The organism is Streptomyces marokkonensis (genome assembly GCF_008312835.1).
Classification (GTDB): Bacteria; Actinomycetota; Actinomycetes; order Streptomycetales; family Streptomycetaceae; genus Streptomyces; species Streptomyces marokkonensis_A.
The window spans coordinates 1-25271 of the sequence record NZ_VSKS01000028.1 but is presented as its reverse complement, the minus strand read 5'-3'; the positions used below and the strand labels follow the sequence as shown (position 1 = coordinate 25271).

Annotated in this window: 26 protein-coding genes; 15 read left to right on the top strand and 11 right to left on the bottom strand. The window is 72.6% G+C overall.

Annotation, left to right across the window (positions count from 1 at the left end; translation table 11 throughout):
* Nucleotides 1-62: 62 nt before the first annotated feature.
* Nucleotides 63-1796, top strand: a complete 1734-nt coding sequence (locus F1615_RS32485) for a lytic transglycosylase domain-containing protein (protein WP_149552624.1) — start codon at nt 63-65, stop codon at nt 1794-1796.
* Between the two features lie 108 nt (nt 1797-1904).
* Here the strand turns inward: F1615_RS32485 and F1615_RS32480 are convergent, their stop codons facing one another.
* Nucleotides 1905-4655, bottom strand: coding sequence for an ATP-dependent RNA helicase (locus F1615_RS32480; protein WP_149552623.1), 2751 nt, complete (start codon nt 4653-4655; stop codon nt 1905-1907).
* Between the two features lie 4 nt (nt 4656-4659).
* The gene (locus F1615_RS32475) at nt 4660-5472 is read right to left on the bottom strand and encodes a class I SAM-dependent methyltransferase (protein WP_149552622.1); all 813 of its coding nucleotides are present in this window, start codon (nt 5470-5472) and stop codon (nt 4660-4662) included.
* Nucleotides 5473-5837: 365 nt separating this feature from the next.
* Between F1615_RS32475 and rpsA the strand changes: the two genes are divergently transcribed.
* The 4 genes from rpsA (at nt 5838) to F1615_RS32455 (ending at nt 9624) form a co-directional block, all read left to right on the top strand.
* The gene (gene rpsA, locus F1615_RS32470; RefSeq protein ID WP_037937712.1) at nt 5838-7331 is read left to right on the top strand and encodes a 30S ribosomal protein S1; all 1494 of its coding nucleotides are present in this window, start codon (nt 5838-5840) and stop codon (nt 7329-7331) included.
* Nucleotides 7332-7588: 257 nt separating this feature from the next.
* Nucleotides 7589-8527 (top strand): PAC2 family protein, encoded by a 939-nt coding sequence (locus tag F1615_RS32465; protein ID WP_149552621.1) that lies wholly within the window; start codon nt 7589-7591, stop codon nt 8525-8527.
* A gap of 45 nt (nt 8528-8572) precedes the next feature.
* Nucleotides 8573-9193: a dephospho-CoA kinase gene (gene coaE, locus F1615_RS32460; protein WP_149552620.1), complete on the top strand. Its 621-nt coding sequence runs from the start codon at nt 8573-8575 to the stop codon at nt 9191-9193.
* Between the two features lie 50 nt (nt 9194-9243).
* Complete coding sequence (locus F1615_RS32455) at nt 9244-9624, top strand: tetratricopeptide repeat protein (RefSeq protein ID WP_149552619.1); 381 nt, start codon at nt 9244-9246, stop codon at nt 9622-9624.
* 31 nt (nt 9625-9655) lie between these two features.
* On the opposite strand, the gene F1615_RS32450 is transcribed toward F1615_RS32455, so the two are convergent.
* Nucleotides 9656-9910, bottom strand: a complete 255-nt coding sequence (locus F1615_RS32450) for a DUF6343 family protein (protein WP_208818463.1) — start codon at nt 9908-9910, stop codon at nt 9656-9658.
* A gap of 172 nt (nt 9911-10082) precedes the next feature.
* On the opposite strand from F1615_RS32450, the gene F1615_RS32445 reads away from it, so the two are divergent.
* The gene (locus F1615_RS32445; RefSeq protein WP_149552617.1) at nt 10083-10769 is read left to right on the top strand and encodes a class I SAM-dependent methyltransferase; all 687 of its coding nucleotides are present in this window, start codon (nt 10083-10085) and stop codon (nt 10767-10769) included.
* 93 nt (nt 10770-10862) lie between these two features.
* Nucleotides 10863-11336, top strand: a complete 474-nt coding sequence (locus tag F1615_RS32440; protein ID WP_149552616.1) for a DoxX family protein — start codon at nt 10863-10865, stop codon at nt 11334-11336.
* Between the two features lie 42 nt (nt 11337-11378).
* On the opposite strand, the gene F1615_RS32435 is transcribed toward F1615_RS32440, so the two are convergent.
* Nucleotides 11379-12047, bottom strand: a complete 669-nt coding sequence (locus tag F1615_RS32435; protein WP_149552615.1) for an RNA-binding S4 domain-containing protein — start codon at nt 12045-12047, stop codon at nt 11379-11381.
* Between the two features lie 75 nt (nt 12048-12122).
* Between F1615_RS32435 and F1615_RS32430 the strand changes: the two genes are divergently transcribed.
* Complete coding sequence (locus F1615_RS32430; protein ID WP_149552614.1) at nt 12123-12845, top strand: uracil-DNA glycosylase; 723 nt, start codon at nt 12123-12125, stop codon at nt 12843-12845.
* Nucleotides 12846-12877: 32 nt separating this feature from the next.
* Nucleotides 12878-13849 (top strand): prolyl aminopeptidase, encoded by a 972-nt coding sequence (gene pip / locus F1615_RS32425; protein WP_149552613.1) that lies wholly within the window; start codon nt 12878-12880, stop codon nt 13847-13849.
* A 10-nt stretch (nt 13850-13859) separates the two neighbouring features.
* Here pip and F1615_RS32420 read toward each other — a convergent pair whose 3' ends face one another.
* The 3 genes from F1615_RS32420 to F1615_RS32410 form a co-directional block, all read right to left on the bottom strand.
* Nucleotides 13860-14324: a GNAT family N-acetyltransferase gene (locus F1615_RS32420; RefSeq protein WP_149552612.1), complete on the bottom strand. Its 465-nt coding sequence runs from the start codon at nt 14322-14324 to the stop codon at nt 13860-13862.
* Nucleotides 14321-14734 carry a RidA family protein gene (locus F1615_RS32415; RefSeq protein ID WP_149552611.1) on the bottom strand — a complete coding sequence of 138 codons (414 nt, stop codon included), beginning with the start codon at nt 14732-14734 and terminating at the stop codon, nt 14321-14323. The genes F1615_RS32420 and F1615_RS32415 overlap by 4 nt, the downstream gene beginning before the upstream one ends.
* 90 nt (nt 14735-14824) lie before the next feature.
* Nucleotides 14825-15961, bottom strand: a complete 1137-nt coding sequence (locus F1615_RS32410) for a glutathione-independent formaldehyde dehydrogenase (protein ID WP_149552610.1) — start codon at nt 15959-15961, stop codon at nt 14825-14827.
* 207 nt (nt 15962-16168) lie between these two features.
* Between F1615_RS32410 and F1615_RS32405 the strand changes: the two genes are divergently transcribed.
* The gene (locus F1615_RS32405; protein ID WP_149552609.1) at nt 16169-16360 is read left to right on the top strand and encodes a hypothetical protein; all 192 of its coding nucleotides are present in this window, start codon (nt 16169-16171) and stop codon (nt 16358-16360) included.
* 17 nt (nt 16361-16377) lie between these two features.
* Here F1615_RS32405 and glpK read toward each other — a convergent pair whose 3' ends face one another.
* Both glpK and F1615_RS32395 read right to left on the bottom strand, forming a co-directional pair.
* Nucleotides 16378-17895 carry a glycerol kinase GlpK gene (gene glpK / locus F1615_RS32400; protein WP_149552608.1) on the bottom strand — a complete coding sequence of 506 codons (1518 nt, stop codon included), beginning with the start codon at nt 17893-17895 and terminating at the stop codon, nt 16378-16380.
* Nucleotides 17896-17927: 32 nt separating this feature from the next.
* Nucleotides 17928-18761 carry an MIP/aquaporin family protein gene (locus F1615_RS32395; RefSeq protein ID WP_208818462.1) on the bottom strand — a complete coding sequence of 278 codons (834 nt, stop codon included), beginning with the start codon at nt 18759-18761 and terminating at the stop codon, nt 17928-17930.
* Between the two features lie 449 nt (nt 18762-19210).
* Between F1615_RS32395 and F1615_RS32390 the strand changes: the two genes are divergently transcribed.
* A complete protein-coding gene (locus F1615_RS32390) occupies nt 19211-21070 on the top strand; it encodes an FUSC family protein (RefSeq protein WP_149552606.1) in 1860 nt (619 codons plus the stop codon).
* A gap of 407 nt (nt 21071-21477) precedes the next feature.
* A complete protein-coding gene (locus F1615_RS32385) occupies nt 21478-21660 on the top strand; it encodes a hypothetical protein (protein ID WP_149552605.1) in 183 nt (60 codons plus the stop codon).
* A gap of 27 nt (nt 21661-21687) precedes the next feature.
* Here the strand turns inward: F1615_RS32385 and F1615_RS32380 are convergent, their stop codons facing one another.
* Together F1615_RS32380 and F1615_RS32375 are read right to left on the bottom strand one after the other, a co-directional pair.
* Nucleotides 21688-22128, bottom strand: coding sequence for a hypothetical protein (locus tag F1615_RS32380; protein ID WP_149552604.1), 441 nt, complete (start codon nt 22126-22128; stop codon nt 21688-21690).
* Nucleotides 22125-22838 carry an ATP-binding protein gene (locus tag F1615_RS32375; protein WP_149552603.1) on the bottom strand — a complete coding sequence of 238 codons (714 nt, stop codon included), beginning with the start codon at nt 22836-22838 and terminating at the stop codon, nt 22125-22127. The genes F1615_RS32380 and F1615_RS32375 overlap by 4 nt, the downstream gene beginning before the upstream one ends.
* Nucleotides 22839-23061: 223 nt before the next feature.
* Here F1615_RS32375 and F1615_RS32370 point away from each other — a divergent pair, with 223 nt between their 5' ends.
* The 3 genes from F1615_RS32370 to F1615_RS32360 all read left to right on the top strand — a co-directional run bounded on the left by F1615_RS32370 (nt 23062) and on the right by F1615_RS32360 (nt 25100).
* The gene (locus F1615_RS32370; RefSeq protein WP_149552602.1) at nt 23062-23922 is read left to right on the top strand and encodes a helix-turn-helix domain-containing protein; all 861 of its coding nucleotides are present in this window, start codon (nt 23062-23064) and stop codon (nt 23920-23922) included.
* Complete coding sequence (locus F1615_RS32365) at nt 23923-24207, top strand: DUF397 domain-containing protein (protein ID WP_208818461.1); 285 nt, start codon at nt 23923-23925, stop codon at nt 24205-24207. It abuts the gene before it with no gap.
* An 89-nt stretch (nt 24208-24296) separates the two neighbouring features.
* Nucleotides 24297-25100, top strand: coding sequence for an SAM-dependent methyltransferase (locus F1615_RS32360; protein WP_149552601.1), 804 nt, complete (start codon nt 24297-24299; stop codon nt 25098-25100).
* Nucleotides 25101-25271: the final 171 nt, after the last annotated feature.

The window sequence follows — 25271 nt, the reverse complement described above, 5'->3', positions numbered from 1 at the left end:
CAAAAGGGCGGACACAACACACGGTGACGGGCGCCACGACGCCCACGGGAGGGGTTCACTCTATGGCGGCGCATTTCGGCAGGAGGATGCGCAAGGGAGCGGCAACCACCGCCGTGGCCGCGGCAGCGGTGGCGGCCCTGTCCGCATCCCAGGCTCCGGGCGTGACGGTCGACGACCAGGGCAGACAGACCACCGCCGACGCCACGCCCTCGCCCGAGGAGACCGCCGGCGGCGCGACCGGCAACTCGCCTTACTACACGGACCTGCCGCCCCTCAACAGCCCCAACCCGTCCCCGAGCGCCGGCACCGGCCCGGTCGCCCCGGGCGTCACGGAGGCCGGCATACCCGCGACCGTCCTCGACGCCTACAAGAAGGCCGAGGCGGCGCTGCGGGAGAAGAAGCCCGGCTGCAACCTGCCCTGGCAACTCCTCGCCGCCATCGGCAAGGTGGAGTCGGGCCAGGCCCGCGGCGGACGCGTCTCGGCCGACGGCACCACGCTCTCCCCGATCCTCGGCCCCCAGCTCGACGGCAACGGCTTCGCCCTCATCAAGGACACCGACAACGGTGCCCACGACGGCAACAGCACCTACGACCAGGCCGTCGGCCCCATGCAGTTCATCCCCTCCACCTGGGAGTGGGCGGGCCGCGACGGCAACGGCGACGGCCGCGAGGACCCCAACAACATCTACGACGCCGCCCTCGCCGCCGGCCACTACCTGTGCCGCTTCGACTGGGACCTGTCCGACCGGGGCGACCTCAACAGGGCGATCCTCAGCTACAACCAGTCGACGGAGTACCTGAACACCGTCCTGTCGTGGCTGGAGTACTACCGCAAGGGCACCCACGAGATCCCGGACGGCACGGGCACGCTGCCGGTGGACCGCAGCGACGGCGACCCGGTGCGGCCCTCCCCGTCGGCCTCGGCCACGCCTCCGGCGCCGAAGCCCGGCCCCCGGCCCGCCGACAAGCCGGGCGGAGCCGGCCAGAGCCCCAAGCCGAACACCCCCGGCAGCGGCAGCCCGACCACGCCGCCGCCCACGACGCCGCCGCCCACCACCCGGCCGACGCCCACCGACACGGTGGACCACCTGGAGGACGCCGGCACCGCGAAGCTCACCGCGATGGCGGGCGACCCGTTCACCGAGCGGATCAGCACCCGCGCGGAGACGGACGCCGGCAAGGCGGTGGCCAGGGTACGGATCCGCTTCACCGTCTTCGGCGACACCGACACCACCTTCGCGGGCGGCGAGAGCGTGGCCACCGTCGTCACCAACGCGTCGGGCGTCGCCGTGGCTCCGGCGCTCCAGGCCGGCGAGAAGACGGGCGCGTTCGCCGTCCGCGCCGTCGTCGTGGGCCGGGACATCCCGGGCGTCGCCTACCAGGCGACGGTCACCGAACGCGCCGCCGACACCCTCGTCCGCACCGGAGACACGGCGCTCACCTGCACCGCGGGCGGCGAGTTCGCCGAAGCGGTCGAGGTGAAGGCCACGTACGGCGGTGCCGCCGCCGACGGGGTCGCCGCCACCGCCACGCTCATCACGTCGGCCGACAACGCGACCGAGAACGACAAGGGCCCCTACTTCAAGGACGCCGCCGGCAACGCGGTCCGCACGCTGAACGGCCTCGAGACGGACGCCGACGGGCTGCTGAAGCTGCCCCGGCTGTACGCGGACGACACCGCCGGCACGTTCCTGCTCCGCATCACCACCGCGGGCGGAGCGACCCTCACCGTCGAGCTGACCGTGGCGGCGGCCGCGACGCCGTCCCCGAGCCCGTCGACGAGCCCCACCGCCTGACGCGGCACCGCACCCGGACGAAGGCGCCCCTCCCCGCACGGCGGAGGGGCGCCTTCGCACCCGCGCGTCGACGCTTCCGTGCGGGAGTCCGGCCGGAACCGGAACGGCTCACCGTCCGAGCCGGGCCTTGGTGTGCCGGGTCGGCTCGGCGGTGGCCGGGTCCTCCGGCCACGGGTGTCTGGGGTAGCGCCCGCGCAGTTCGGCCCGTACGCCCCGGTAGCCGTCCCGCCAGAAGGAGGCGAGGTCGGCGGTCACGGCGGCCGGCCGTCCGGCCGGGGACAGCAGATGCACCAGCAGCGGCACCCCGGCCACCCGGGGCGACTCCTGGAGCCCGAACATCTCCTGGAGCTTGACCGCGAGCACCGGCTGCTCCGGGTCGGAGTAGTCGATCCGGATCCCGGACCCACTGGGCACGGTGATCCGCTCGGGCGCGAGCTCGTCGAGCCGCGCGGCCTCACCGCAGGCCCAGGGCAGCAGCCGCCCGAGCGCCTGCCCCGCGTCGATCCGCGCGAGATCCGCCCGCCGCCGGGCCCGGCTCAGCTCCGGCTCCAGCCACTCCTCCACGCGCGCGTGCAGCCCCGCGTCGGACACGTCGGGCCACGGCTCACCGAGCCGGCCGTGCAGAAAGGCCAGCCGCTGCCGCAGCACGACCGCCCCGGCCGGCCACCGCAGCAGCCCGAACCCCTCCCGCCGCAGCCCGTCCAGCAGCGCGGCCCGCACGAGCGAGGGGCCGGCGCCGGTGTGCGGCCGGACCGCCAGCTCCACCGCCCCGAGCCGCTCGACCCGCCGTGCGACGACGTCCCCGTCGGCCCAGCGCACCTCCTCGTGGTTCTCCAGCAGGGCGCCCGCCGCGTACCGCGCGATGCCCTCGTCGACCACCGCTCCGAGCCCCACGCGCGCGTGCCCGCGCCCCACGGGCCGGTCGGCCACGGCGACGGCCACCCACTCCGCTCCCCGCAGCCCCGACGCCGCCCCCATGTCGGCCCGTGTCCCGGCCACCATCAGATGGGCCCCGCCGTCCATCCGCGCCACCCGCTCGGGGAAAGCGAGCGCCACCACCAGCCCGACCCGCCCGTCCTCCCCCGCGGGGAGCCCGGTCGCCGGCACCGGTGCACCGCCTCCGTCCGCCCGCACGGGCGGGGACCCCGGTGCGGACGCCGCCGGCGGGGCCACCGTGGCACGGGACACGGGTCCCGACGCCCCCTGCGGGACGACCGGTGCCGGCCGGTGTGCCGGGCCCGGGGGCCGGACGGCGTCCTTCCGGTCCGGCGCGGACGGCGCCCCCGCAGCCTTGGTGTGCGCGGCGCCGTCCTCCGCGGAGCGAGGGGAACCCGGTGCCGGCGGCCGGTCGGCGGACTCGGAGGCCGCCCGCCGCAGGCGGCGGGTCTCCGTGCGCCACCGCGCGGCGTACGCGTCGCCCCCGCGGCGCGCGGTGCGCAGCGCGCCCACGAGATCGTCCCCGTAGTCGCGCGGGGGTTCCTCGCTGATCAGGGCGACCACCTCGGCGGCGAGGTCCGGTCCCACGACCGGCGCCGCGTCCAGCAGCGCCCGCCCCAGCCGGGGATGCAGTCCCAGCCGCGCCAGCCGTGACCCCCGTCCGGTGGCACGCCCGTCGGGGCCCACCGCCCCGATCGCCGCGAGCACGGAGCGGGCCGCGGCCATCGCCCCGCCCGGTGGGGGATCCAGCAGCGCCAGCCCGGAGGCGTCCGGATCACCCCAGCAGGCCGCCTGGAGCGCGAACGCCGTCAGGTCGGCCACCTCGATCTCGGGGGAGGGGAACCGCGGCAGCCGCGCGTCCTCCGCCTCCGCCCAGCAGCGGTACACCGCCCCGGGCGCCTCACGCCCGGCACGGCCCGCCCGCTGCCGTCCTGCGGCCCGCGAGGCCCGTACCGTCGTCAGCGCGCTCAGCCCTCGCGCGTGATCGACACGCGGCTCCCGCGCGAGCCCCGAGTCCACGACCACCCGCACCCCGGGGACGGTCAGCGACGACTCCGCCACCGACGTCGCCAGGACCACCCGCCGCCGCTGCCCGGGAGACAGCACCGCGTCCTGCACGGCGGCCGGCGCGTGGCCGTGCACCTGGAGCACCTCGACGCCGCCGAGGCCGCCCAGCTGCCCGGCCACCCGGGCGATCTCGCCCACGCCGGGCAGGAACGCGAGCACGTCGCCGTCCCGCTCGTCCAGCGCCCGCCGTGTCACCGACGCCACGTGCGCGAGCAGCACCGGGTCGACCCGCATGCCGTGCGGCGGCCGGACCGCACGCGCGGGAGGCGCCCACACCACCTCCACCGGGTGCGCCGTACCACGCGCCTCGACCACCGGCGCGCCGCCCAGCAGCCGCGCCCAGCCCTCCGCGTCCGTGGTCGCCGACGCGGCCACCAGTCGCAGCTCGGGACGGAGCGTCTCGCGCACGTCCCACAGGAACGCCGCCGCCGTGTCCGCGTCCAGGTGCCGCTCGTGGCACTCGTCGAGCACCACCACGTCCACCCCGGTCAGCTCCTGGTCGCGCTGCAGGCGCTGGAGCAGCACACCGGTCGTGACGACCTCCACGCGCGTGTGCCGCCCGACCGCCCGCTCCCCCCGCACGGTGAAACCGACCGACTCGCCGACCCGTTCGCCCAGCAGCCACGCCATCCGCCGCGCCGCCGCGCGCGCCGCGATCCGCCGTGGTTCGGCGACCACCACCCGCCGCGCGGGCCCCGTGCCGAGCAGCCCCGCGAGCGCCAGCGGCACCAGGGTCGTCTTACCGGTCCCGGGCGGCGCCACCAGCACGGCCGTGCCGTGCGCGTCGAGGGCGTCGGCCAGCCCGGGCAGGGCGTCGCGTACGGGAAGGACGTCCAGGGCGTCGTAACGGATCACGCGCTCAGTCCCGTACGCACACGAAGATCGCCGTCCCCGGGACCAGGTTCCCGCGCAGCGGGGACCAGCCGCCCCATTCGGAGGTGTTCCAGGCCGGCCATTCCGGTTCCACCAGGTCCACCAGCCGGAAACCCGAGGCGACGACGTCCCGGACCCGGTCCCCGAGCGTCCGGTGGTGCTCCACGTACACGGCCCGGCCCTCCTCGTCCTGCTCGACGTAGGGGGTGCGGTCGAAGTACGACGCGGAGACGCTCAGCCCCTCCGGCCCCGGCTCGTCGGGGAACGCCCAGCGGATCGGATGCGTCACGGAGAACACGAGCCGGCCGCCGGGGCGCAGCACCCGGCGCACCTCCCGCAGCACCAGCCGCGGATCGGCGACGAAGGGCAGCGCCCCGTACGCCGAGCAGGCCAGGTCGAAGGAGCCGTCCGCGAAGGGCAGCGCGCCCGCGTCGGCGCACACCAGGGGGAACGGCCCGCCGATGCGCAGCGCGTGCTGCAACTGCCGGTGCGAGATGTCCAGGGCCACCGGCCGCGCCCCCTGGGCGGCCAGCCAGCGCGAGCACTGTGCCGCGCCGGCGCCCAGCTCCAGGACGTCCCGCCCCTTCAGCTCCTCCGGCGGGCCGAGCAGCTCCGCCTCCACCTCGTCCAGACCCTCGGGACCCCACACGAAGCGGTCGTCGCCGAGGAACGTGCCGTGCTCGGTCTGGTACTCGTCCGCGTTGCGGTCCCACCAGCCCCGGTTGGCGCGCGAACTCTCCGTGACACCGGCCTCCCGCCGGGTCGCCTCCGGTTCGGGCGCTTCGGACTCTTGGATGATCGGCTCCCTCGTCGTACTCTTCCGTCCAGCCGGACCCCGGTGTGTCGCCGAAGGGTGTTCCTGGCCCCTGTGTGGCCTCGGATGACGGGAATTGTGCCGGTTATGCGGCGATCCGCCCCGGGTGGGCGGCTTCGCGCATTGACCCTGCCCGGCCGCCCCCGTATGCTACAAGTTGCGCTGCGAGCCTGCGCACCTCAGACGTAGCAGGCTGCGCTCGCATCTGTTGTATGTCCCCTCGGTTTTCGAGGCGCCATCACTGATAGACGGTGGGGTGCTTCCTTGGCTGTCCGGCTTCTGCAGAGCGAAACGGGCTCCGGCGTAGCAGTACCTACGACTTCAATGTCCGTACCGGAGCCCTTTCCCACATGACGAGCAGCACCGAGACCACCGCCACCACCCCGCAGGTAGCGGTCAACGACATCGGTAACGAGGAAGCCTTCCTCGCCGCGATCGACGAGACGATCAAGTACTTCAACGACGGCGACATCGTCGACGGCGTCATCGTGAAGGTCGACCGGGACGAGGTCCTGCTCGACATCGGTTACAAGACCGAAGGCGTGATCCCGAGCCGTGAGCTCTCGATCAAGCACGACGTCGACCCCAACGAGGTCGTCGCCGTCGGTGACGAGATCGAAGCCCTTGTTCTCCAGAAGGAGGACAAGGAAGGCCGCCTGATCCTCTCGAAGAAGCGCGCCCAGTACGAGCGTGCCTGGGGCACCATCGAGAAGATCAAGGAAGAGGACGGGATCGTCACCGGTACCGTCATCGAGGTCGTCAAGGGTGGTCTCATCCTCGACATCGGCCTCCGTGGCTTCCTCCCGGCCTCCCTCGTCGAGATGCGCCGCGTCCGCGACCTCCAGCCCTACGTGGGCAAGGAGCTCGAGGCCAAGATCATCGAGCTGGACAAGAACCGCAACAACGTGGTCCTGTCCCGCCGTGCCTGGCTGGAGCAGACCCAGTCCGAGGTCCGCCAGACCTTCCTCACCACCCTCCAGAAGGGCCAGGTGCGGTCCGGCGTCGTCTCCTCGATCGTCAACTTCGGTGCCTTCGTGGACCTGGGTGGCGTCGACGGTCTGGTTCACGTCTCCGAGCTGTCCTGGAAGCACATCGACCACCCCTCCGAGGTCGTCGAGGTCGGCCAGGAGGTCACGGTCGAGGTCCTCGACGTCGACATGGACCGCGAGCGTGTCTCCCTGTCGCTGAAGGCGACCCAGGAAGACCCGTGGCAGCAGTTCGCCCGCACCCACCAGATCGGCCAGGTCGTGCCCGGCAAGGTCACGAAGCTGGTTCCGTTCGGTGCGTTCGTCCGCGTGGACGAGGGCATCGAGGGTCTGGTCCACATCTCCGAGCTGGCCGAGCGCCACGTGGAGATCCCGGAGCAGGTCGTCCAGGTCAACGACGAGATCTTCGTCAAGGTCATCGACATCGACCTCGAGCGCCGTCGCATCAGCCTCTCGCTGAAGCAGGCCAACGAGGCCTTCGGTGCCGACCCGTCGACGGTCGAGTTCGACCCGACCCTGTACGGCATGGCCGCGTCCTACGACGACCAGGGCAACTACATCTACCCCGAGGGCTTCGACCCCGAGACCAACGACTGGCTCGAGGGCTACGAGACCCAGCGCGAGGCGTGGGAGACCCAGTACGCCGAGGCGCAGCAGCGCTTCGAGCAGCACCAGGCGCAGGTCATCAAGTCCCGCGAGGCGGACGAGAAGGCCGCCGCCGAGGGTGGCGAGGCCGCCGCTCCGGCCGCGTCCGGTGGCGGTTCGTACTCCTCCGAGGGTGGCGACCAGTCCGGCGCGCTGGCCTCGGACGAGGCGCTCGCCGCTCTGCGCGAGAAGCTGGCGGGCGGTCAGAGCTGAACGCTCTCCGCTGACGCCTAGCCGTTGACTGAGGGGCCGGACCTTTCGAGGTTCGGCCCCTCAGTGCTGCGTTGTGGGGGCTGTGGGCGGCAGCGGGCCCGTGAGGGCCGGTCGATCGGTTCCCCGCGCCCCTGAGGGAGTCGCCGGCGCCTCTGATGAGAGGTCGCCGCGTCCCCTCAGGGGGCGTCGCTCTCGTCGGGGAATGTCAGTGTCGCGTGCCACGTTGTGTCGTACGAACACGAGGAGGAGCGGTCACTGTGCTTGATCCGCAGGGTTTGTACGCATGGGAGCCGAAGGGACTCGGCGTCGTCGACATGGCGCTGGCCCAGGAATCGGCCGGACTTGTCATGCTCTACCACTTCGACGGATACATCGACGCGGGCGAGACCGGGGACCAGATCGTGGACCGGCTGCTCGACTCGCTGCCCCACCAGGTCGTGGCCCGGTTCGACCACGACCGGCTCGTCGACTACCGCGCCCGGCGCCCGCTGCTGACCTTCACCCGCGACCGCTGGAGCGACTACGAGGTGCCCGCCATCGAGGTGCGCCTCGTCCAGGACGCCACCGGAGCGCCCTTCCTGCTGCTGTCCGGGCCGGAGCCGGACGTCGAGTGGGAGCGCTTCGCCGCGGCCGTCCAGCAGATCGTGGAGCGGCTCGGCGTGCGCCTGTCGGTGAACTTCCACGGCATCCCCATGGGCGTCCCGCACACCCGCCCCGTGGGCATCACCCCGCACGGCAACCGCACCGACCTCGTCCCGGCGGGCAACAGCCCCTTCGACGAGGCGCAGGTACCCGGCAGCGCCGAGGCCCTCGTCGAGTACCGGCTCATGCAGGCCGGGCACGACGTCCTCGGCGTCGCGGCCCACGTGCCGCACTACATCGCCCGCTCCCCGTACCCGGACGCGGCACTGACCGCCCTGGAGACCATCACGGCCGCCACCGGCCTGGTCCTGCCCGGTGTCGCGCACTCGCTGCGCACCGACGCCCACCGCACCCAGACCGAGATCGACCGCCAGATCCAGGAGGGCGACGACGAGCTCACCGCCCTCGTCCGGGGACTCGAGCACCAGTACGACGCCGCCGCGGGGGCGGAGAGCCGGGGCAACATGCTCGCGGAGCCCGTGGAGATCCCGTCCGCCGACGAGATCGGGCGCGAGTTCGAGCGCTTCCTGGCGGAGCGGGAGGGTGAGAACTGACGCCCCGCGGACCGGGTGCCGACGGCGGGGCCTAGGCTGCTGGTCATGCTGACAGTGGGCCTGACCGGCGGTATCGGCGCCGGCAAGAGCGAGGTGTCGCGGCTGCTCGTCGAGTGCGGTGCCGTGCTGATCGACGCGGACCGCATCGCGCGCGAGGTCGTCGAACCGGGCACCCCCGGCCTCGCCGCGGTCGTGGACGCCTTCGGCGAGGAGGTCCTCACCACGGACGGCGGCCTCGACCGGCCGAAGCTGGGCTCCGTCGTCTTCGCCGACCCCGAGAAACTGGCCGTCCTCAACTCCATCGTCCACCCCCTGGTGGGCGCCCGCTCCCGTGAGCTGGAGGAGGCCGCGGCCGAGGACGCCGTCGTCGTCCACGACGTCCCCCTCCTCACGGAGAACGGCCTCGCGCCCCTCTACGACCTGGTGATCGTCGTGGACGCGAGCCCCGGGACCCAGCTCGACCGGCTCGTGGGCCGGCGCGGCATGACCGAGGAGGACGCACGGGCGCGGATGGCGGCCCAGGCGACCCGCGAGCAGCGCCGGGCGATCGCCGACATCGTCATCGACAACGACGTCCCCCTCGACGAGCTGGAACAACGCGTCAAGGACGTGTGGTCGGAGCTCGTCCGCCGGGCGCGCGTGCCCCGGCAGTCCCCTCAGGAATAGCGGATGCCGGACGGGGCGTTGGACCCGTTCAGCGAGGGAAGGATTCCGCCGTGCCCGAGACCAGTGGTCCGACCGGACGTACGCCGGAGACGCATGTCATCGATTTCCGTGCCGCCGAGCACCTGCTCGCCTCCCGGGACCCGCGGGGCGCGGTCAAGCTGCTCGACGGTGTGATCGACGTCCATCCCGAGAACACGGCCGCACGCTTGCTGCGCGCCCGTGCCTTCTTCGCCGCGGCCCAGCTGCGGCCCGCCGAGCTGGAGTTCTCCCTCGTCCTGGAGCGCGAGCCGGACAACGCCTTCGCCCACTTCGCGCTCGCCCGCACCTATCAGCGGCAGGGCCGCCCCCACCCGGCCAAGCGCCACTTCCGGCTGGCGGCGGCGCTGGACCCGAACCCGGAGTACCTGAAGGCGGCCCGCTTCGACGGCTGACGGACCCACGCCGGATCCGCACCGGGGCCGCTCACCCCGGCGGCCGGTACGGAGGGACATCGGGCCCCGGCTGGTAGTGCGGACCCTGGCGGATGTGCCGGAGGACGACGACCAGGTCGACCGTGACGAGCAGCCACAGCACCCCGCACGCCAGCGCCCAGCCGGGGTGCCCGGCGAGGGCGAACCCCACCGTCCCGGCCACCGTCCAGAGCACGCCCCACACACTCAGCCAGAACCGCATCCGCAGAGCACTGCGCGCGGTCGCCGGTTCACTGCCCGTACGCATCGTCCTCACCACCGTTTCCGCGCCGCGACCCGCGAGCCTGCCCGATCCGGGTGCCCCGGAAGCGGTTGCCCCACCGCCCGGCCGGACAGCGGCGCTCACTCGGACGGGTGAATCAACGGGGGGTGGGAACGGGCGTGCGGGCGCGGTCCGTTGGACGGACATGGAGCTGAGAATGCGTGAGGGGTACGAGGGGACAGGACCCGGGGTGATCACCCCGGACGGCTGCGCGGTGGAGCTCTACTCGCGCCTGCCCGTGGGGGAGGAGCCGGACGTCATCGCCGCCGCGGTGCCGGCCGGGGCGCGGGTGCTGGAGCTGGGCAGCGGTGTGGGGCGCGTGACGCACGCGCTGCTGGAGCGCGGCTTCGACGTCACGGCGGTGGACGAGTCCGCGGAGATGCTGGAGCGCGTGCACGGGGCGCGGACGATATGCGGCCCCATAGAGGACCTCGACGTCGGCGAGACGTTCGACGTGGTGCTCCTCGCCTCCTTCCTGGTGCACGCGGGGGACGTCGAGGTGCGGCGGGGCATGCTGCGCACCTGTGTACGGCATCTGGCGAAGGGCGGCTGCGTGCTGATCCAGCGGGAGGGCGAGGACTACCACAGCAATGTGCCGCGCGAGCGGGTCGACCCGGCCGGATTCACCGTGCGGATCGTGTCCGCGGAGCCGGTCGGCGACGGCGTGGACTCGGTGCGCGCGGAGTACGTGTTCCCGGACGCGGTCTGGACCCAGACCTTCCGCGCCCGCCCACTGACGAGGCAGCAGTTCGAGGAGGCGCTCGGGGAGGCGGGCCTGAAGGTGGACCGCTATCTGACGGAGGACGGAATGTGGGTGAGAGCGGTCCCGGCGGCCGGCCACTGAGCGAGGAATTCACACCGGGGAGCGATGAGTTCGCGGGCGAAGGGCGGTCTGACCCTGTGACAGCAGCACGGACCGCATCCTCAGGAGACCCTGATGTCGCAGACCACCACCCGCGCCACGACCACCGCAGCCTCTGCCGCCGCTTCCACGAGCACCGTTGCCGCCGAGCCCGCGACCGCCCGCGGGCGGCGTGCCCGTCTCGCGCTGCGCGGACTGCAGGTGCTGCTCGCGCTGTTCTACGCGGTCGCGAGCGCGCTGCCCAAGCTGATCGCGCACTCCTCCGCCCTGGAGCCCTTCGACGAGATGGGCTGGGGCAGCACGGGCATGTACGTCATCGGTGTGCTCGAACTCGCGGGAGCGATCGGCCTGCTGGTGCCGGTGCTGCAGTCGGCGGCGGCGACGGGACTGGCCGCGCTGATGGTGGGCGCGTTCGTCGTGCAGATCACGGTGTTCGACGGCGAGTACGCGGCGACCCCGCTCATCCTGCTCGTGCCGCTCGTCCTCGTCGCCTGGGCCCGCCGGGCGCACAACGCGGACCTGCTGCGACTGCTGCGGCGGCAGGGCTGACGGTTCCACGGGAGGGCCGGGCCGCTCCCGCCGCCCGCCCGGTCACGGCCGTGCGCCGCCGGAGCCGCCGCCGCGGGACGTGCGGTCACCCTTCGCGCCCCGGGCACCGGACCCGCCGCGGCCACCGGTCCCGCCCGACGCCCCGCCGCGGCCGCCCGCACCACCGGCCGCCCGGCGACCCGCGGACCCGCCGCGGCCACCGGGCGCGGCTCCCGGGTCACCGGGCTCACCCGCCCCACCGTTCCCGCCGGGGCCGGCGAACCCGCCCGGTGCGCCCAGCCCGCGCAGGCGTTCCATGTCGCGGCGGTCGCGTTTGGTCGGGCGGCCCGTGCCGCGGTCGCGGACACCGGCCGGGGCGACGGCCTCGCGGGGCGGGGGAGGCGGGGAGTTGTCGATGTAGCACTGGACCGCCACCGGCGCGCCCACCCGCTTGCGGATCAGCCGCTTGACGACGACGATCCGCTCCCGGGTCTCGGCCCGCAGCCGCACCTCGTCACCGACGCGGACGGAGTGCGAGGGCTTCACCCGCTCGCCGTTCACCCGGACGTGCCCGCCCCGGCAGGCGGCGGCACCGAGGGACCGCGTCTTGACCAGGCGCACCGACCAGATCCAGCTGTCGATCCGTACGGACTCACCGGCCCCCGGCCCGGCCGCGTCGGCGGCGGCCACGGCAGCGGCGGTCCTGGGGTCCTCGGCACTCTCAGAAGCCATGGTTCCGACCTTAGTCGCCGGGCCGACCGGCGGTGCGGGGATTTTCCGGCTCCCGGCGGCGCCTACCGTGGAGCCATGGACCCCAGTGGCCTTTCCCGTCTCGACCGGCGCATCGCGGGCTGCCGTGCCTGCCCCCGGCTGGTCGACTGGCGTGAGGAGGTCGCCCGTACCAAGCGTGCCGCGTTCGCGGACTGGACGTACTGGGGCAGGCCGGTGCCCGGGTTCGGCCCGCCGGACGCCCGGCTGCTGATCGTCGGACTGGCACCCGCGGCGCACGGCGGGAACCGCACGGGCCGGATGTTCACCGGGGACCGCTCCGGGGACGTGCTGTACCGGGCGCTGTACGATATCGGGCTCGCCTCGCAGCCGACGTCCGTGCACGCCGGGGACGGCCTGGAGCTGTACGGCGTCCGCGTCACGTCGCCCGTGCACTGCGCCCCGCCCGCCAACAAACCCACGCCCGGGGAACGGGACGCCTGCCGGCCCTGGCTGGTGCGGGAGCTGCGCCTCCTGCGGCCGACGGTCCGGGCCGCGCTCGCCCTCGGTGCCTTCGGCTGGCAGGCCGCGCTGCCCGCGTTCGCCGAGGCGGGCTGGACCGTTCCCCGGCCACGGCCCGCCTTCGCGCACGGCGCCCGCGTGACGCTGGACGCCGCCGACGGGCCCGGCCTCGACCTCTTCGGCTGCTTCCACGTCAGCCAGCGCAACACCTTCACCGGCCGGCTCACGCCCGAGATGCTCCGGGCGGTGCTGCGTACCGCCGCCGACGCGGCGGGACTGGGCACGGCGAAAAGGGGATGAGCGGCCCCGGCCCAGGGCGCTACGGTGCTCCGATGGCCAGGTACCCGGAGATCGAACCGTACGACCACGGCATGCTCGACGTCGGTGACGGCAACCGCGTCCACTGGGAGACCAGCGGGAACCCGCACGGCAAGCCCGCGCTGGTGCTGCACGGCGGGCCGGGCTCGGGGACCGGTCCGAACCTCCGGCGCTACTTCGACCCGGCCGCCTACCGGATCGTCATGCTGGACCAGCGCGGCGCAGGACGGTCGCTGCCGCCCGCGAGCGACCCCGCCACCGACATGAGCGTCAACACGACCGCGCACCTCATGGCGGACCTCGAGCGGCTGCGCGCCCACCTGGGCATCGAGCGGTGGCTCGTGTGGGGCGTGTCGTGGGGGTCGGCCCTGGGACTGCGGTACGCGCAGACGCACCCGGGCGTGGTCTCGGAACTCGTCCTGACCGGGGTCGCCACCGGCTCGAACGCCGAAGTGGCGCTTCTGACCCGCGGGCTGGGCAAGATCTTCCCGGAGGCCTTCGCACGCTTCCTCGCCGAACTGCCTCCCGGCGAGCGCGACGGCAACCTGGCCGCCGCCTGCAACGGACTGCTCGAGTCACCCGACCCGGAGGTCAGGGAACGGGCCGCGCGGGCCTGGACCGACTGGGAGACGGCGATCATCCCCGCCCCGCCGGGCTCGGTCGCCCGCTTCCAGGACCCCGACTTCCGCAGGGGCTTCGCGCGTACCGTCACCCACTACTGGGGCAACGACCACTTCCTCGGCGCGGGCGAGGACGACGCCGCGGGCGTCGTCCTCCGCGACGCCCACCTGCTGACGGGCATCCCGGGCACCCTGGTCCAGGGCAGCCTGGACTTCGGCAACCTCCTCGGCATCGTCTGGCGGCTCCACCACGCCTGGCCGGACAGCGAGCTGGTGATCGTCGACGAGGCGGGCCACGACGCGGGCGCGGCCGGCGACGACGCCCTGGTGGCGGCGACGGACCGGTACGCCCGCCGCCACGGCTGACGCCCCGCGCCTACGGCCGCCACACGTACCGCACGTCCGGCTCCCGCTCCTCGTTCCCGGAGCCGTCCGTCCACTCCACGGCCGTGAAGCCGTGCCGCTCGTAGAAGCGGTGCGCGGGCGCGTTGACCTGGAAGGTCCACAGGGAGAGACCCCCGGGGCTGCGCTCCTTGGCGAGGGCGACGAACCGGTCACCGACCCCGCACCCGCGCCAGGCGGGGTCGAGGTACAGCTGCTCCAGTTCCTCGCCGTCCAGCACCAGCACACCGATGACGCCCTCGTCCGCCGCCTGAGCCACCCACGTCTCACGCAGGGGCACCAGGACGTGCCGGAAGTACTCCAGGACCTCGTCGTCGGACCGGGGCCGGACCACGCTCGGCAGCGCGGCGGCGAAGGACCGCAGCCAGACGCCGGCCGCCGGCCCGGCATCGGGGAGAAGGGCGCGACGCAACTCCACGGCCCCCTCGCCGGCCGTCATGCGCCGGCGGCGTCGGGCACGACCGCCGTCGCCGTGATCTCCACGAGCTGCCCGGTGTACCCGAGGCAGGCCACACCGAGCAGCGTCGACGAGTGGGGCCCCGTGCTCAGCCCGGACGCCTCCACGACGTCCCACACGGCGGAGAGCACGGCAGGATCGGCACTCACGACGTACACATCCGTCGAGACGACCTGCTCCAGGCCGCTGCCCACCGCCCGCAGCTGTTCCTCGAGGTTGGCGATCACCTGCCGGGCCTGACGCACCGGGTCGCCCTCGCCGACCAGCTTCCCGGCGGCGTCCAGCGGGACCGATCCGGCGAGGAACGCCAGCCTGGTGCCCGCCTCGACCACCGAGGCGTGGGAGTAGACGGGGGGCGGGAACAGGGAGGGCACGGTGACGCGCTGAATCACGAGGACTCCTGGAGCGGCGGACGGTCGACGCCGTCGATGGTCCTTCGGCCCGGCCGCCGCCGCATCCCAATTACTCCCGTCGTCCCGCGGCTACGGGTGCAGCACCACCTTCGTGTAGCCCTCGATCCGCTTGTCGAACTTGTCGTAGGCCGACGGTGCCTGGTCCAGGGGCAGCTCGTGGGAGACGACGAAGCTGGGCTTCGCCCGGCCCTCGATGATCATGTCGCGCAGGAACCGGTTGTAGCGCTTCACGTTGCACTGCCCGGTCCCCATCCGCAGGCCCTTCTCGAAGAGCTTGCCGACCGCCACGAGGAGCATGCCCTGCTTGGACTGCTCGTCCGGGGCGCCGGGGTCGGACGGGACGTAGAGCCCGGGCACGCCGAGCATGCCGGTGGCCCGGACCGTGCGGATGAGGGAGTTCAGGACGGTCGCCGGTTCCTCGCGGTCCGTGCCGCCGCCCGCCGCCGCCTGGTAGCCGACGGCGTCGACGCCCTTGTCGGTGCCCATGCCCTCGGTCTGCGCGTGGATCTGCTCGACCGGGTCGCCCTCGGCGAAGTTGATGGGCACCGCGCCGATCTCCTCGGCCTTCTGCAGCCGCTCGGCGACGCGGTCCACGACGAACACCTTCCGCGCGCCGCGCAGCAGCGCCGAGTAGGCGGCCATGAGACCGACCGGGCCGGCGCCGTAGACCGTGACGCTCTCGCCGGGGCGGACCTGGGCGAGTTCACAGCCGTGGTAGCCCGTGGGGAAGATGTCGGCGAGCAGAATGAAGTCGTTCTCGTGCTCCTTCCCCGGCGGCAGTTTCAGGCAGTTGAAGTCGGCGTAGGGAACACGCAGGTATTCGGCCTGGCCGCCCTTCCACGGTCCCATGGCGACATAGCCGTAAGCGCCGCCCGGGAAGCCGGGATTGACGGTCAGACAGTATCCGGTGAATCCCTCGACGCAGTTGGTGCAGAACCCGCAGGCGACGTTGAAGGGCATGACCACGCGGTCGCCCTCCTTGAGCCCGGTGACACCCGGACCGACCTCCGCGATGGTTCCCATGTTCTCGTGGCCGAACGTGATGCCGGGCTCGGCAGCGGTACGGCCCTCGTACATGTGCAGGTCGGAGCCGCAGATCGCGGTGGAGGTGACCTTTACGATCACGTCGTTCGGATGCTGGATGGTGGGGTTGTCGACTTCTTCGACCGCGACTTCGAACGGTCCCTTGTACACGACGGCCTTCATGGCTACGACCTCCACTCGGTGGCGTACGTGTCCGGTTGTCGCGCCTCTCCCGATGTTTCGCGTGACCGATATCTCATGATTCTCCGGTCTGCCCGATGGGGCAAGCCGGTAAAATTTCCTGGAATATCGTCCGGCGTCGTACGGAGAATGTCGTACGAGAAGGAATGCCGTACGGGGAATGTTCTTGCGAGAATGGAGAGGGGCGACATGGCAGCGCAGCGGCTGGGTACCCTGCTTGTTTCCGTGCCCGGGCTGTCCGGCACCACCTATCCGCCGGGCACGACGGTGACGGTCCGCGGTCGCGGCGCCACCGTCGACGGGTATGTGAACGGCGACTGGCTTCCGCTGGCGTGGTGGGAGTTCTCCGACGGCCTCCGCGAGGACATCGCCGACCGCTGAGCCGCTGCCCCTCCGCGTCAGGTGACCTTGACCCAGTCCAGGGTGCGCTCCACGGCCCGCTTCCAGTCCTGGTAGCCCTGCTGGCGCCGGTCCTCGCTCCACTGCGGTTCCCAGCGCTTCGACTCCTGCCAGTGCGTGCGCAGTTCGTCGGTGTCGCGCCAGAAGCCGGTGGCGAGCCCCGCGGCGTAGGCGGCGCCCAGCGCGGTGGTCTCGGCGACCACGGGACGGCTGACCGGCACGCCCAGCACATCGGCCTGGATCTGCATGCACAGGTCGTTGGCGGTGACGCCGCCGTCGACCTTGAGCACGTCCAGGTGCACACCGGAGTCCTGCTCCATGGCCTCGACCACGTCACGGCTCTGGTAGCAGATGGCCTCCAGCGTGGCCCGCGCGATGTGCCCGCCGGTGTTGTACCGGGCCAGCCCCACCATGGCGCCGCGGGCGTCGGAGCGCCAGTAGGGGGCGAACAGACCGGAGAAGGCCGGGACGAAGTACATTCCGCCGTTGTCCTCCACCGAACGCGCGAGCTGCTCGCTGTCCGGGGCGCTCCCGATGATCTTCAACTGGTCGCGCAGCCACTGCACGGCCGCGCCCGTGACGGCGATGGAGCCCTCCAGGGCGTAGACCGCGGGGCTGCCCGCGAACTGGTACGCCACCGTCGTCAGCAGACCGTTCTGGGAACGCACCAGCTCCGTACCGGTGTTGAGTACGAGGAAGTTGCCGGTGCCGTAGGTGTTCTTGGCCTCGCCGGGGGAGAAGCAGACCTGGCCGACGGTCGCCGCGTGCTGGTCGCCGAGCACACCGGTGATCGGGACGGCGGCGCCCAGCGGCCGGGAGGTGCGGGCCTCGCCGAACGCCTCGGGGTCGGACGAGGGGTGGATGGCCGGCAGCATGGAGCGCGGGATGCCGAAGATCGCCAGCAGCTCGTCGTCCCAGTCCAGGGTCTCCAGGTTCATCAGCATGGTGCGGCTGGCGTTGGTCACGTCGGTGGCGTGCACCCCGCCGTTGGGCCCGCCGGTGAGGTTCCACAGCACCCAGGCGTCCGTGTTGCCGAACAGGGCGTGGCCCGCCTCGGCGGCCTCGCGCAGCCCGTCCACGTTCTCGAGGAGCCACTTGATCTTGCCGCCGGAGAAGTAGGTGGCCGGCGGCAGACCGGCCTTGTGCCGGATGACGTCGCCGTGGCCGTCGCGTTCGAGGGCGGCGGCGATGCTGTCGGTGCGGGTGTCCTGCCAGACGATGGCGTTGTAGTACGGGCGGCCGGTGCGCGGGTCCCAGACCACCGTCGTCTCGCGCTGGTTGGTGATGCCGACGGCTTGCAGGTCGGCGGCCGTGAGACCGCCGTCCCGCAGGCCGTTCTGGATCACCGTGTTGGTGCGCTCCCAGATCTCCACCGGGTCGTGCTCGACCCAGCCGGACCGCGGCAGGATCTGCTGGTGCTCGAGCTGGTGCTTCGCCACCTCGTTCCCGTCGTGGTCGAAGATCATGAAGCGCGTGCTGGTGGTCCCCTGATCCACCGCGCCGACGAATTCGGGCATCGCTGCCACCTCTCATGGTGTGACGACAGGGACTAGGCTTCCTCGGTGGCCGGGCCTTCTTCCTGCGCCCCCGCCCTGGCCCTGATCACCGGCTTGATGATCAGGTCGTACACCAGGACACCGACGACCCCGCCGATCAGCGGTCCGACGATGGGGATCCACCAGTAGCCGCTGAACCACCCGAATGTGCCGGGAAGAGCGATGTCGCCCCAGCCCTCGAAGTAGGTGAACAGTCGCGGTCCGAAATCTCGTGCGGGATTGATCGCGTATCCGGCATTGGTGCCGAACGTCAATCCGATCGCGACGACCACCAGGCCGATGAGGAACGGGTGGAGATTCGACATCGGAGCCGTGTTCCGGGTGTCGATGAGGGCGCAGATGAGCAGGAGAAGAATCGCCGTTCCCACGATCTGGTCGAGCAACGGGCCCCACCAGGAATCACCGAAGTATTCGGCGGGGAACGTGGCGAAGATGGAATACGTGCCCAGCGATTCGTCCCGCGGGATTCCCGCCTTCGTGTCGGCCGCGTCGATGGCCCACCGGTAACAGGCGTAGATGAGCGCGGCGGCGACGAAGGCGCCCAGGACCTGGGCCAGCCAGTAGGGCAGGACCTTCCGCCAGGGGAAGTCCTTGCGCACGGCGAAGGCGAGCGTCACCGCGGGATTGATGTGGGCGCCGCTGATGCCGCCGGCGACATAGACGCCGAAGACGACGGCGAGACCCCAGCCCCACGAGATGATGAGCCAGTTCGCCGGCCCGAACTCCACCGCCTGTCGGCCGGATCCGGGCAGACCGACGACGGCGACGGCCACCGACCCGATGCCCAGCAGAAGCAGGACGAAGGTTCCTAGGAATTCGGCGAGCATCTCACCGCCGACACCTTCTCGATAACCACGTCGGCGTGTATTGCGTTCAGCCGTAATGCGTTCAGCCATCGGCTCTCCTCGGCAGGAATGGCGTGGGCCTTTCCTCCCCCTGCCGGAAGCGTATGCGTAGCACGGTGATCGGGCGCGCGGGGCGTCATCTTTCCGTCCAACAGAGCAATGCGCGACCTCTCGAGTGGCCGCCCGGCTCCCCTCGTGCTCGCCGCATGCGGTGCTCAGCGCGGCAGCGGCACCGAGCGCACGGAACGCGTGCTTCCTCCGGTCGTGCGTGCCGGTGCCCGGAGTGCTCGTGGCGTCGGCGTCGTCACCTCCCGGAAACACGCGCGGGCACTCGTCGTCAGCGCCGTCGGTTACCGTGGGACCCGGCTTTCCGCCCGGTCACCGTCGCCCGCTTTCGATGCGAAGTCCCTCGATGTGACCCCTGGAGCCCCGTGAGCCGTCACGCCCCCGCCGTGCCCCCGTGGCTCGCCCATGCCCTGCGGACCCAGCGAGGGCCGGTTCCCTGGAGTGCGGTCGTGCGGGGCGCGCTGGGTGGCGGGCCCCTGCTGCTCGCGGCGGTTCTCGCCGGGCGGCCCACCCTGGGGGTCGTCGCCGCGATCGGGGCCATGTTCGCCGGGATCAACGACCGGCCCGGCAGCCGGCGGGCCTCGGTGGGACGGATCGGGGGACCCGCTCTCGCGGGGGCGGCCGGGCTGATCATCGGAACGTATGCCGGGGACCATCTGTCCGCCGTACTGCTCACGCTGCTGCTGACCGCGCTCGGACTGGTCGCCGGCGCGGTCAGCGCGCCGGGGCCCGTGGGATCCGCCGTCGGCACGCAGTTGCTGGTCGGCGCGGCCGTCGGGGCCGGAATGCCGCTGCCCGAACCGGGATGGCAGCGGGCGCTCGCCCTCCTCGCCGGCGCCGGGTGGCTGCTGGGGCTCCGGCTGGCGCTGCCGGGCTCACTGGCCGGCACCTTCCGGCTGGACTTCCGCTTCGACGGTGAGCGGGGCGCCGTCGCCGGGGTGTACGACGCCGTCGCCGCGCTGCTCGACGCCACCGGGACGGACGCCGCCACCGCACGCAGGGCCGCGCTCACCGCCGCCCTCGACCAGGCACAGGACGCGCTCGCCGGACCCCGGCTGCGCCGCTACGTCTCCTCCGCGGCCGAACGCCGGCTCCACGCCCAGTACGCGGCCGCCCTGCCGCTCGCCGAGGCCGCGACCGCGCTGGCCTGGGCGGGGGAGGCGGTACCGGCCCGCGCGTCCGAAGGCCCCCGGCGCCTCGCCGCCGCCGTACGCGGCGGCATCCCGACCGGGCCGCTGCCGGCTCCTTCCCGCTCCGCGCCGGCCCTGCGCGCCCTCGACGACGCCCTGCTGCGCGCCGCCGAGGCCTTCGACGGAGGCGAGGGCGGCGACCTGCACAGTCGCAAGCGGTCCCGGGCCGACCGTCTGCGGACCGTCCTCGGCGCCCGGGGCCGGGAGTACGGGATGCGGGTCGCCCTCTGCTTCGGGGTGAGCGTCGCCGTCGCCCAGGCCCTGCACCACGCCCGCTGGTACGGGCAGCACACCCACTGGTACTGGCTGCCCGCCACCGCCGTCTTCCTCGTCAAGCCCGACCTCGGTCCGCTCGCCTCCCGGGTGCTGTCCCGGGCCGCCGGAACCGTGCTCGGGGCGCTCCTGTTCGCCCCCTTCGCCGCGGTACTGCCCCGGCCGGAAGGGCTCGTCGCCCTGGTCGTGGTCAGCGGGGCGCTGATCCCCTTCGCCGCACGGCACTTCGCCGCGCAGACCGCCGTCGTCACCGTGCTGGTGCTCGCCCTGGTGATGGCCGGCGGCGAACCGCAGGCCTCCGTCGGCCGGATCGGCGAGACCCTGCTGGCCTGCGCCATCGTGCTGGTCGTCGGCCATCTTCCGATGCCGGGACAGCGCGGCGACGCCATCCGCGCCCGGCTCGCGGAAGCGGGCGGTGCCGCCCGGGCCTACCTCGACCACGTCCTCGGCGGGTCCGACGACCGCGAGGCCCGCTGGGCCCTGCGCCGCGAGGCGTACCGCACCCTCGCGGAAGCCCGTACGGCCATCGCCCTCGCCTCGGCCGAACTGCCCACGCTCGCCCGGCACGCCGACGGCACCGACGAGATCGCCGCCACCCTCGAACTGCTCGTCGACACCACCACAGCCTGCGCCGTCCACCTCGACGACACCGGCCGGCTCGACCCCCGGCACGTGGCGCGGCTCGCCGAACTCCGGGACGAACTCGCCCGGCGCCACGACCGCGTGGGCCTGAAGGTTCCCCAGCTGCGCGTCGCCGGGTGAAGCGCCCCGCTCAGGCCACCCACACCGGCGCGTGGTCCGAGCCCGCCGCGCCGCGCGTCAGGCCCTGCACCACGCGACCACCGGAGTCACGGGCGGCGGATCCAGGAGTACGACACCTGAGCGGAACGTCGCGGCGGGGCGACGGCTGCCCGCCGGCCTGAACGTGTCGGTGACCCGAGGGGCGCGCGTCGGCTCCCGGGGCGCCGGCGGAAGGTGAGCATGTCCGCTGCCACGGCGAGTACGGCGGCCGGCACGGACGGTGACGGATTGCTCCGGAAAGCCGAGAGCCCGCTCACACTTGGCGGTGAACGGGTGTCAACTACGTCTCAGTACCGTCACTGGGCGAGGCGTTCGCCCCATGGTTGGCGTTTAACTCTACGAGTACAGCGCAACATGGAGGTGGCAGGGTGAACGGGCGAACAGTGCTCGAACGCTTTCCCGCAGGTGGACCGCGTGGCTCGTGGCCGGCGGAGGAGTTCGCGCACGCGCGGCGCCTGGAGGGACTGCCCGCCGAGGTTGTCATGGACCTCGCTACCGACATGTTCCTGGTGATCGTCCGTGGCGACGGCGGCGGTGACGTGACGGCGTGAGCGGACGCGGGGGACGGCCGAGGGCTGCTACGCGCTGACCGGGCGGGACCAGGTCGGAGTCGTGTCGGTCAGGCGGCACAGGGCCAGGTAGAGCGGTATCGGCGGCGTGTAGGGGAGCGTGCCGTCGGGGCGGTGGATCAGACCGGGCAGTTCGGGCGCCCCGGCGTCGGGGAGGACCGCGCCGGCGGCGTAGTGCGCGGGCGCGGGCCACTCCAGCGCGTAGTCGGAGTCGGACGGAACGAGCCACCACCAGTGCGCCTCATCGGCGTAGACGCAGCCCACCCTGGGCAGGCGGGGCAGCACCAGCGGGCCGAAGCGGGCGGGTACCGCCACCGCGTCGCAGCCCATGGGTGCCGTCATGCCGTCGGGTACCGGCAGCCGCCGGGGGGTGGCCGAGGCGTTCCGTCCGCGCCGGAGGCGGACCAGCGAGTCCAGGCTCAGCACGCGGGTGCCGGCGGCTCCTGTCACGCCCGTCCCCCGTCCCGGTGGACGCGCTGGTGCGGGGGCGAGTCCGCGGTCGCCGCCGGGTGTGCGTCCCGGGCTGTCGCCGGGGTCGCCGTGACCCGGTGCGACCGGGTGGTCTCGTCGTCCTCGCCACCACCGTCGTCCGGGTCGCCGCCCGGGCCGGGCTTCGGGCGGGCGCCCCACCCCAGGTCGTCGCGGGGCTCCGCGGGGGCGCGCGGGGTGACCGCCGCGCGGGGGAGATCGGCCCAGACCAGCAGTCCGGGGCCGTGCTCGTGGGCGCCCCAGGCATGACACAGGGCGTCGACGAGGAGCAGTCCCCTCCCGTGCTCCTCCTCCGGCCGCTGCCGGGTGTTCGCCCGCGGCCGGCCCGGTGCGCAGCCCTCGTCCCGCACGGCTATGCGCACGAGATCGTCACCGTCGTGCAGCTCGCAGACTATGTGGCTGCTCGCGGTGTGCACGATGGCGTTGGTGACCAGTTCGGAGACGACCAGTTCCGCCGTGTCGCAGATGTCCTCGCACACCGACCAGCCGGTCAGCCGTGCCCTCGTCAGGCGTCTGGCATGAGCCGGGGAACCCGGATGAGCGGCCAGTTCGAAGCGGAACCGGCGCTCGGCAAGGGTCCCCGACGGGGCGGGTGCCGAGGCGGCACCGAGGCCGATGGAACCTGCGGCGGCGTCTGTTCCTAAGGGCGCGGACGGAATCACGCTTGCCACTATCGCCCCGCCGTGAACACTTGGCAAGTGTCACTCTGAAAAATGCAGAGTGCTGTGTGACGGTCTGGACGGCCGTGGCACACTGCTCGCAACAGCACCTCACGCGGCGCCAGTTGGGATCGCCGGAGATTTATTCGAACGAGAGTTCGTGTCGAATGGATCTTCGAAAAGATCTTCGAATGGCGCCGCCGGGCTGTCAGCATTTGTTCGAGGGAGGTGGAGTGTGAGCGAACCCCGGTCCGCGCCGACGGTGGGTCAGGTCGTCCTCGGCCGGCGCCTGCTGGACCTGCGGGAACGCGCGGGACTGAAGCGCGAGGAGGCCGCCCGCATCCTCCGGGTCGCCCCCGCCACCGTGCGCCGCATGGAGATGGCCGAGGTCGCGCTCAAGATCCCCTACCTCCAGCTCCTGCTGAAGGCGTACGGCGTCTCCGACGACGAGGCCGACGCCTTCGTGCAACTGGCGGAGGACGCCAACCGCCCCGGCTGGTGGCAGCGCTTCCACGACATCCTGCCCGGCTGGTTCTCGATGTACGTCAGCCTGGAGGGCGCGGCCTCCCTCATCCGCAGTTACGAACCCCATTTCGTCCCCGGAGTGCTCCAGACCGAGGACTACGCGCGTGGCGTGCTGCGCTCCGGCGCCATAGGGCAGACCCGGCCCGAGGACATCGAGCGCCACGTCGACCTGCGCATGCAACGGCAGGAACTGCTCACCCGTAAGGACGCGCCCCGACTGTGGGTCGTGATGGACGAGACCGTGCTCCGCCGCCAGGTCGGCGGCCCGGAGGTGATGCGTGCCCAGATCGACAAGTTGCTCGAGGCCACGAAGCTGCCCAATGTGACGCTGCAGGTCGCGACCTTCGCCTGTGGGCCGCACCCCGGCACGTACGGGCCGTTCGTGCTGTTCCGATTTGCCATGCCCGAACTGCCGGACATGGTCTACAGCGAGTACCTGACCGGCGCCGTCTACCTGGACGCGCGCACCGAGGTGGCGACCCACCTCGAGGTCATGGACCGCATGGCGGCGCAGGCCGCTACGGCACATCGCACGAAGGAGATCCTCCGGGATCTCCGCAAGGAGCTGTGAATGGAACTCATGAAGCCCCCGAAGGCGCTGCCCCGCCCGCAGGCGCACGCCGGAAGGATCTACAACGGCATGCCCGCGCGGGACCTGGGCAGCGAGGGCTGGCACAAGCCGTGGAGCGGCGGCAACGGAGGGAACTGCCTGGAGGCGATGAAGCTCGACGACGGCCGGATCGCCGTACGCCAGTCCACCGACCCGGACGGCCCCGCGCTCATCTACACCTCCGCCGAGATGACGGCCTTCATCGAGGGAGCGAAGGCGGGAGAGGCGGATTTCCTGCTGTCCTGAGACCTGTTGTCCGCTCTACCTTTGCGTTCCGCTTTCTGATGTGGCACTGACTTGACTACTAACAGTTGCGAAGAATCACGGAGTCCGTCATGACCGGGCAGCACCCCGCGGAGATCGACACGAGCAGGCCGCACCCCGCTCGGATGTACGACTGGTACCTCGGCGGCAAGGACAACTATCCGGTCGACGAGGCCATGGGCCGGCAGATGCTGGCGCTGGACCCGCGGGTGCCGGTGATGGCACGGGTGAACCGCGCGTTCATGCAGCGGGCCACGCGCTGGCTGGCCGGGCACGGCATACGCCAGTTCCTCGACATCGGCACCGGCATCCCCACCGAGCCCAACCTCCACCAGGTGGCTCAGGGGATCGTGCCGGACGCCCGCGTCGTGTACTGCGACAACGACCCCATCGTGCTGGCCCACGCGGCGGCGCTGCTGCGGGGCACGGACGAGGGGGTGACCGAGTACCTCCAGGCCGACGTGCGCGAACCGGACGCCATCCTGGAGGGCGCGCGGAAGATCCTCGACTTCGACGAGCCGGTCGCGCTCTCGCTCATCGCGCTGCTGCACTTCGTCCCCGACGAGGACGGCGCGCACGAACTGGTCGGGCGGCTGCTGGCGGCCCTTCCCTCCGGCAGTCACCTGGTCGTCACCCACGCGACGGCCGACTTCACACCCGCGGAGTCGAAGAAGGCGACCGAGAAGCTCAAGGCCGCGGGCGTCACCCTGGCCCTGCGCTCCCGGGACGAGTTCACCCGCTTCTTCGACGGCCTGGACCTCGTCGACCCGGGCGTCCGGGTCCCGCACGAGTGGCACCCCGAACTGGGCGACCCGGTCCCGGGCCAGGACGACGGCGTGATCCCCGGCTACGGAGCGGTGGCCCGCAAACCGTAAACACCGCTGCTGCCGCACGCGGGCCGCACGACCTCCCCCGGCCGGGCAACCGGGGGGGGTGCCTCTATGTCCTTCGTCAAGCGAGCCGACGGCTCCTCGGCTCGTAGAAGGTTCCGTCGCGGAGCATGGCGAAGAGGACGCTGATGCGGTGGCGGGCGAGGCGGAGGAGGG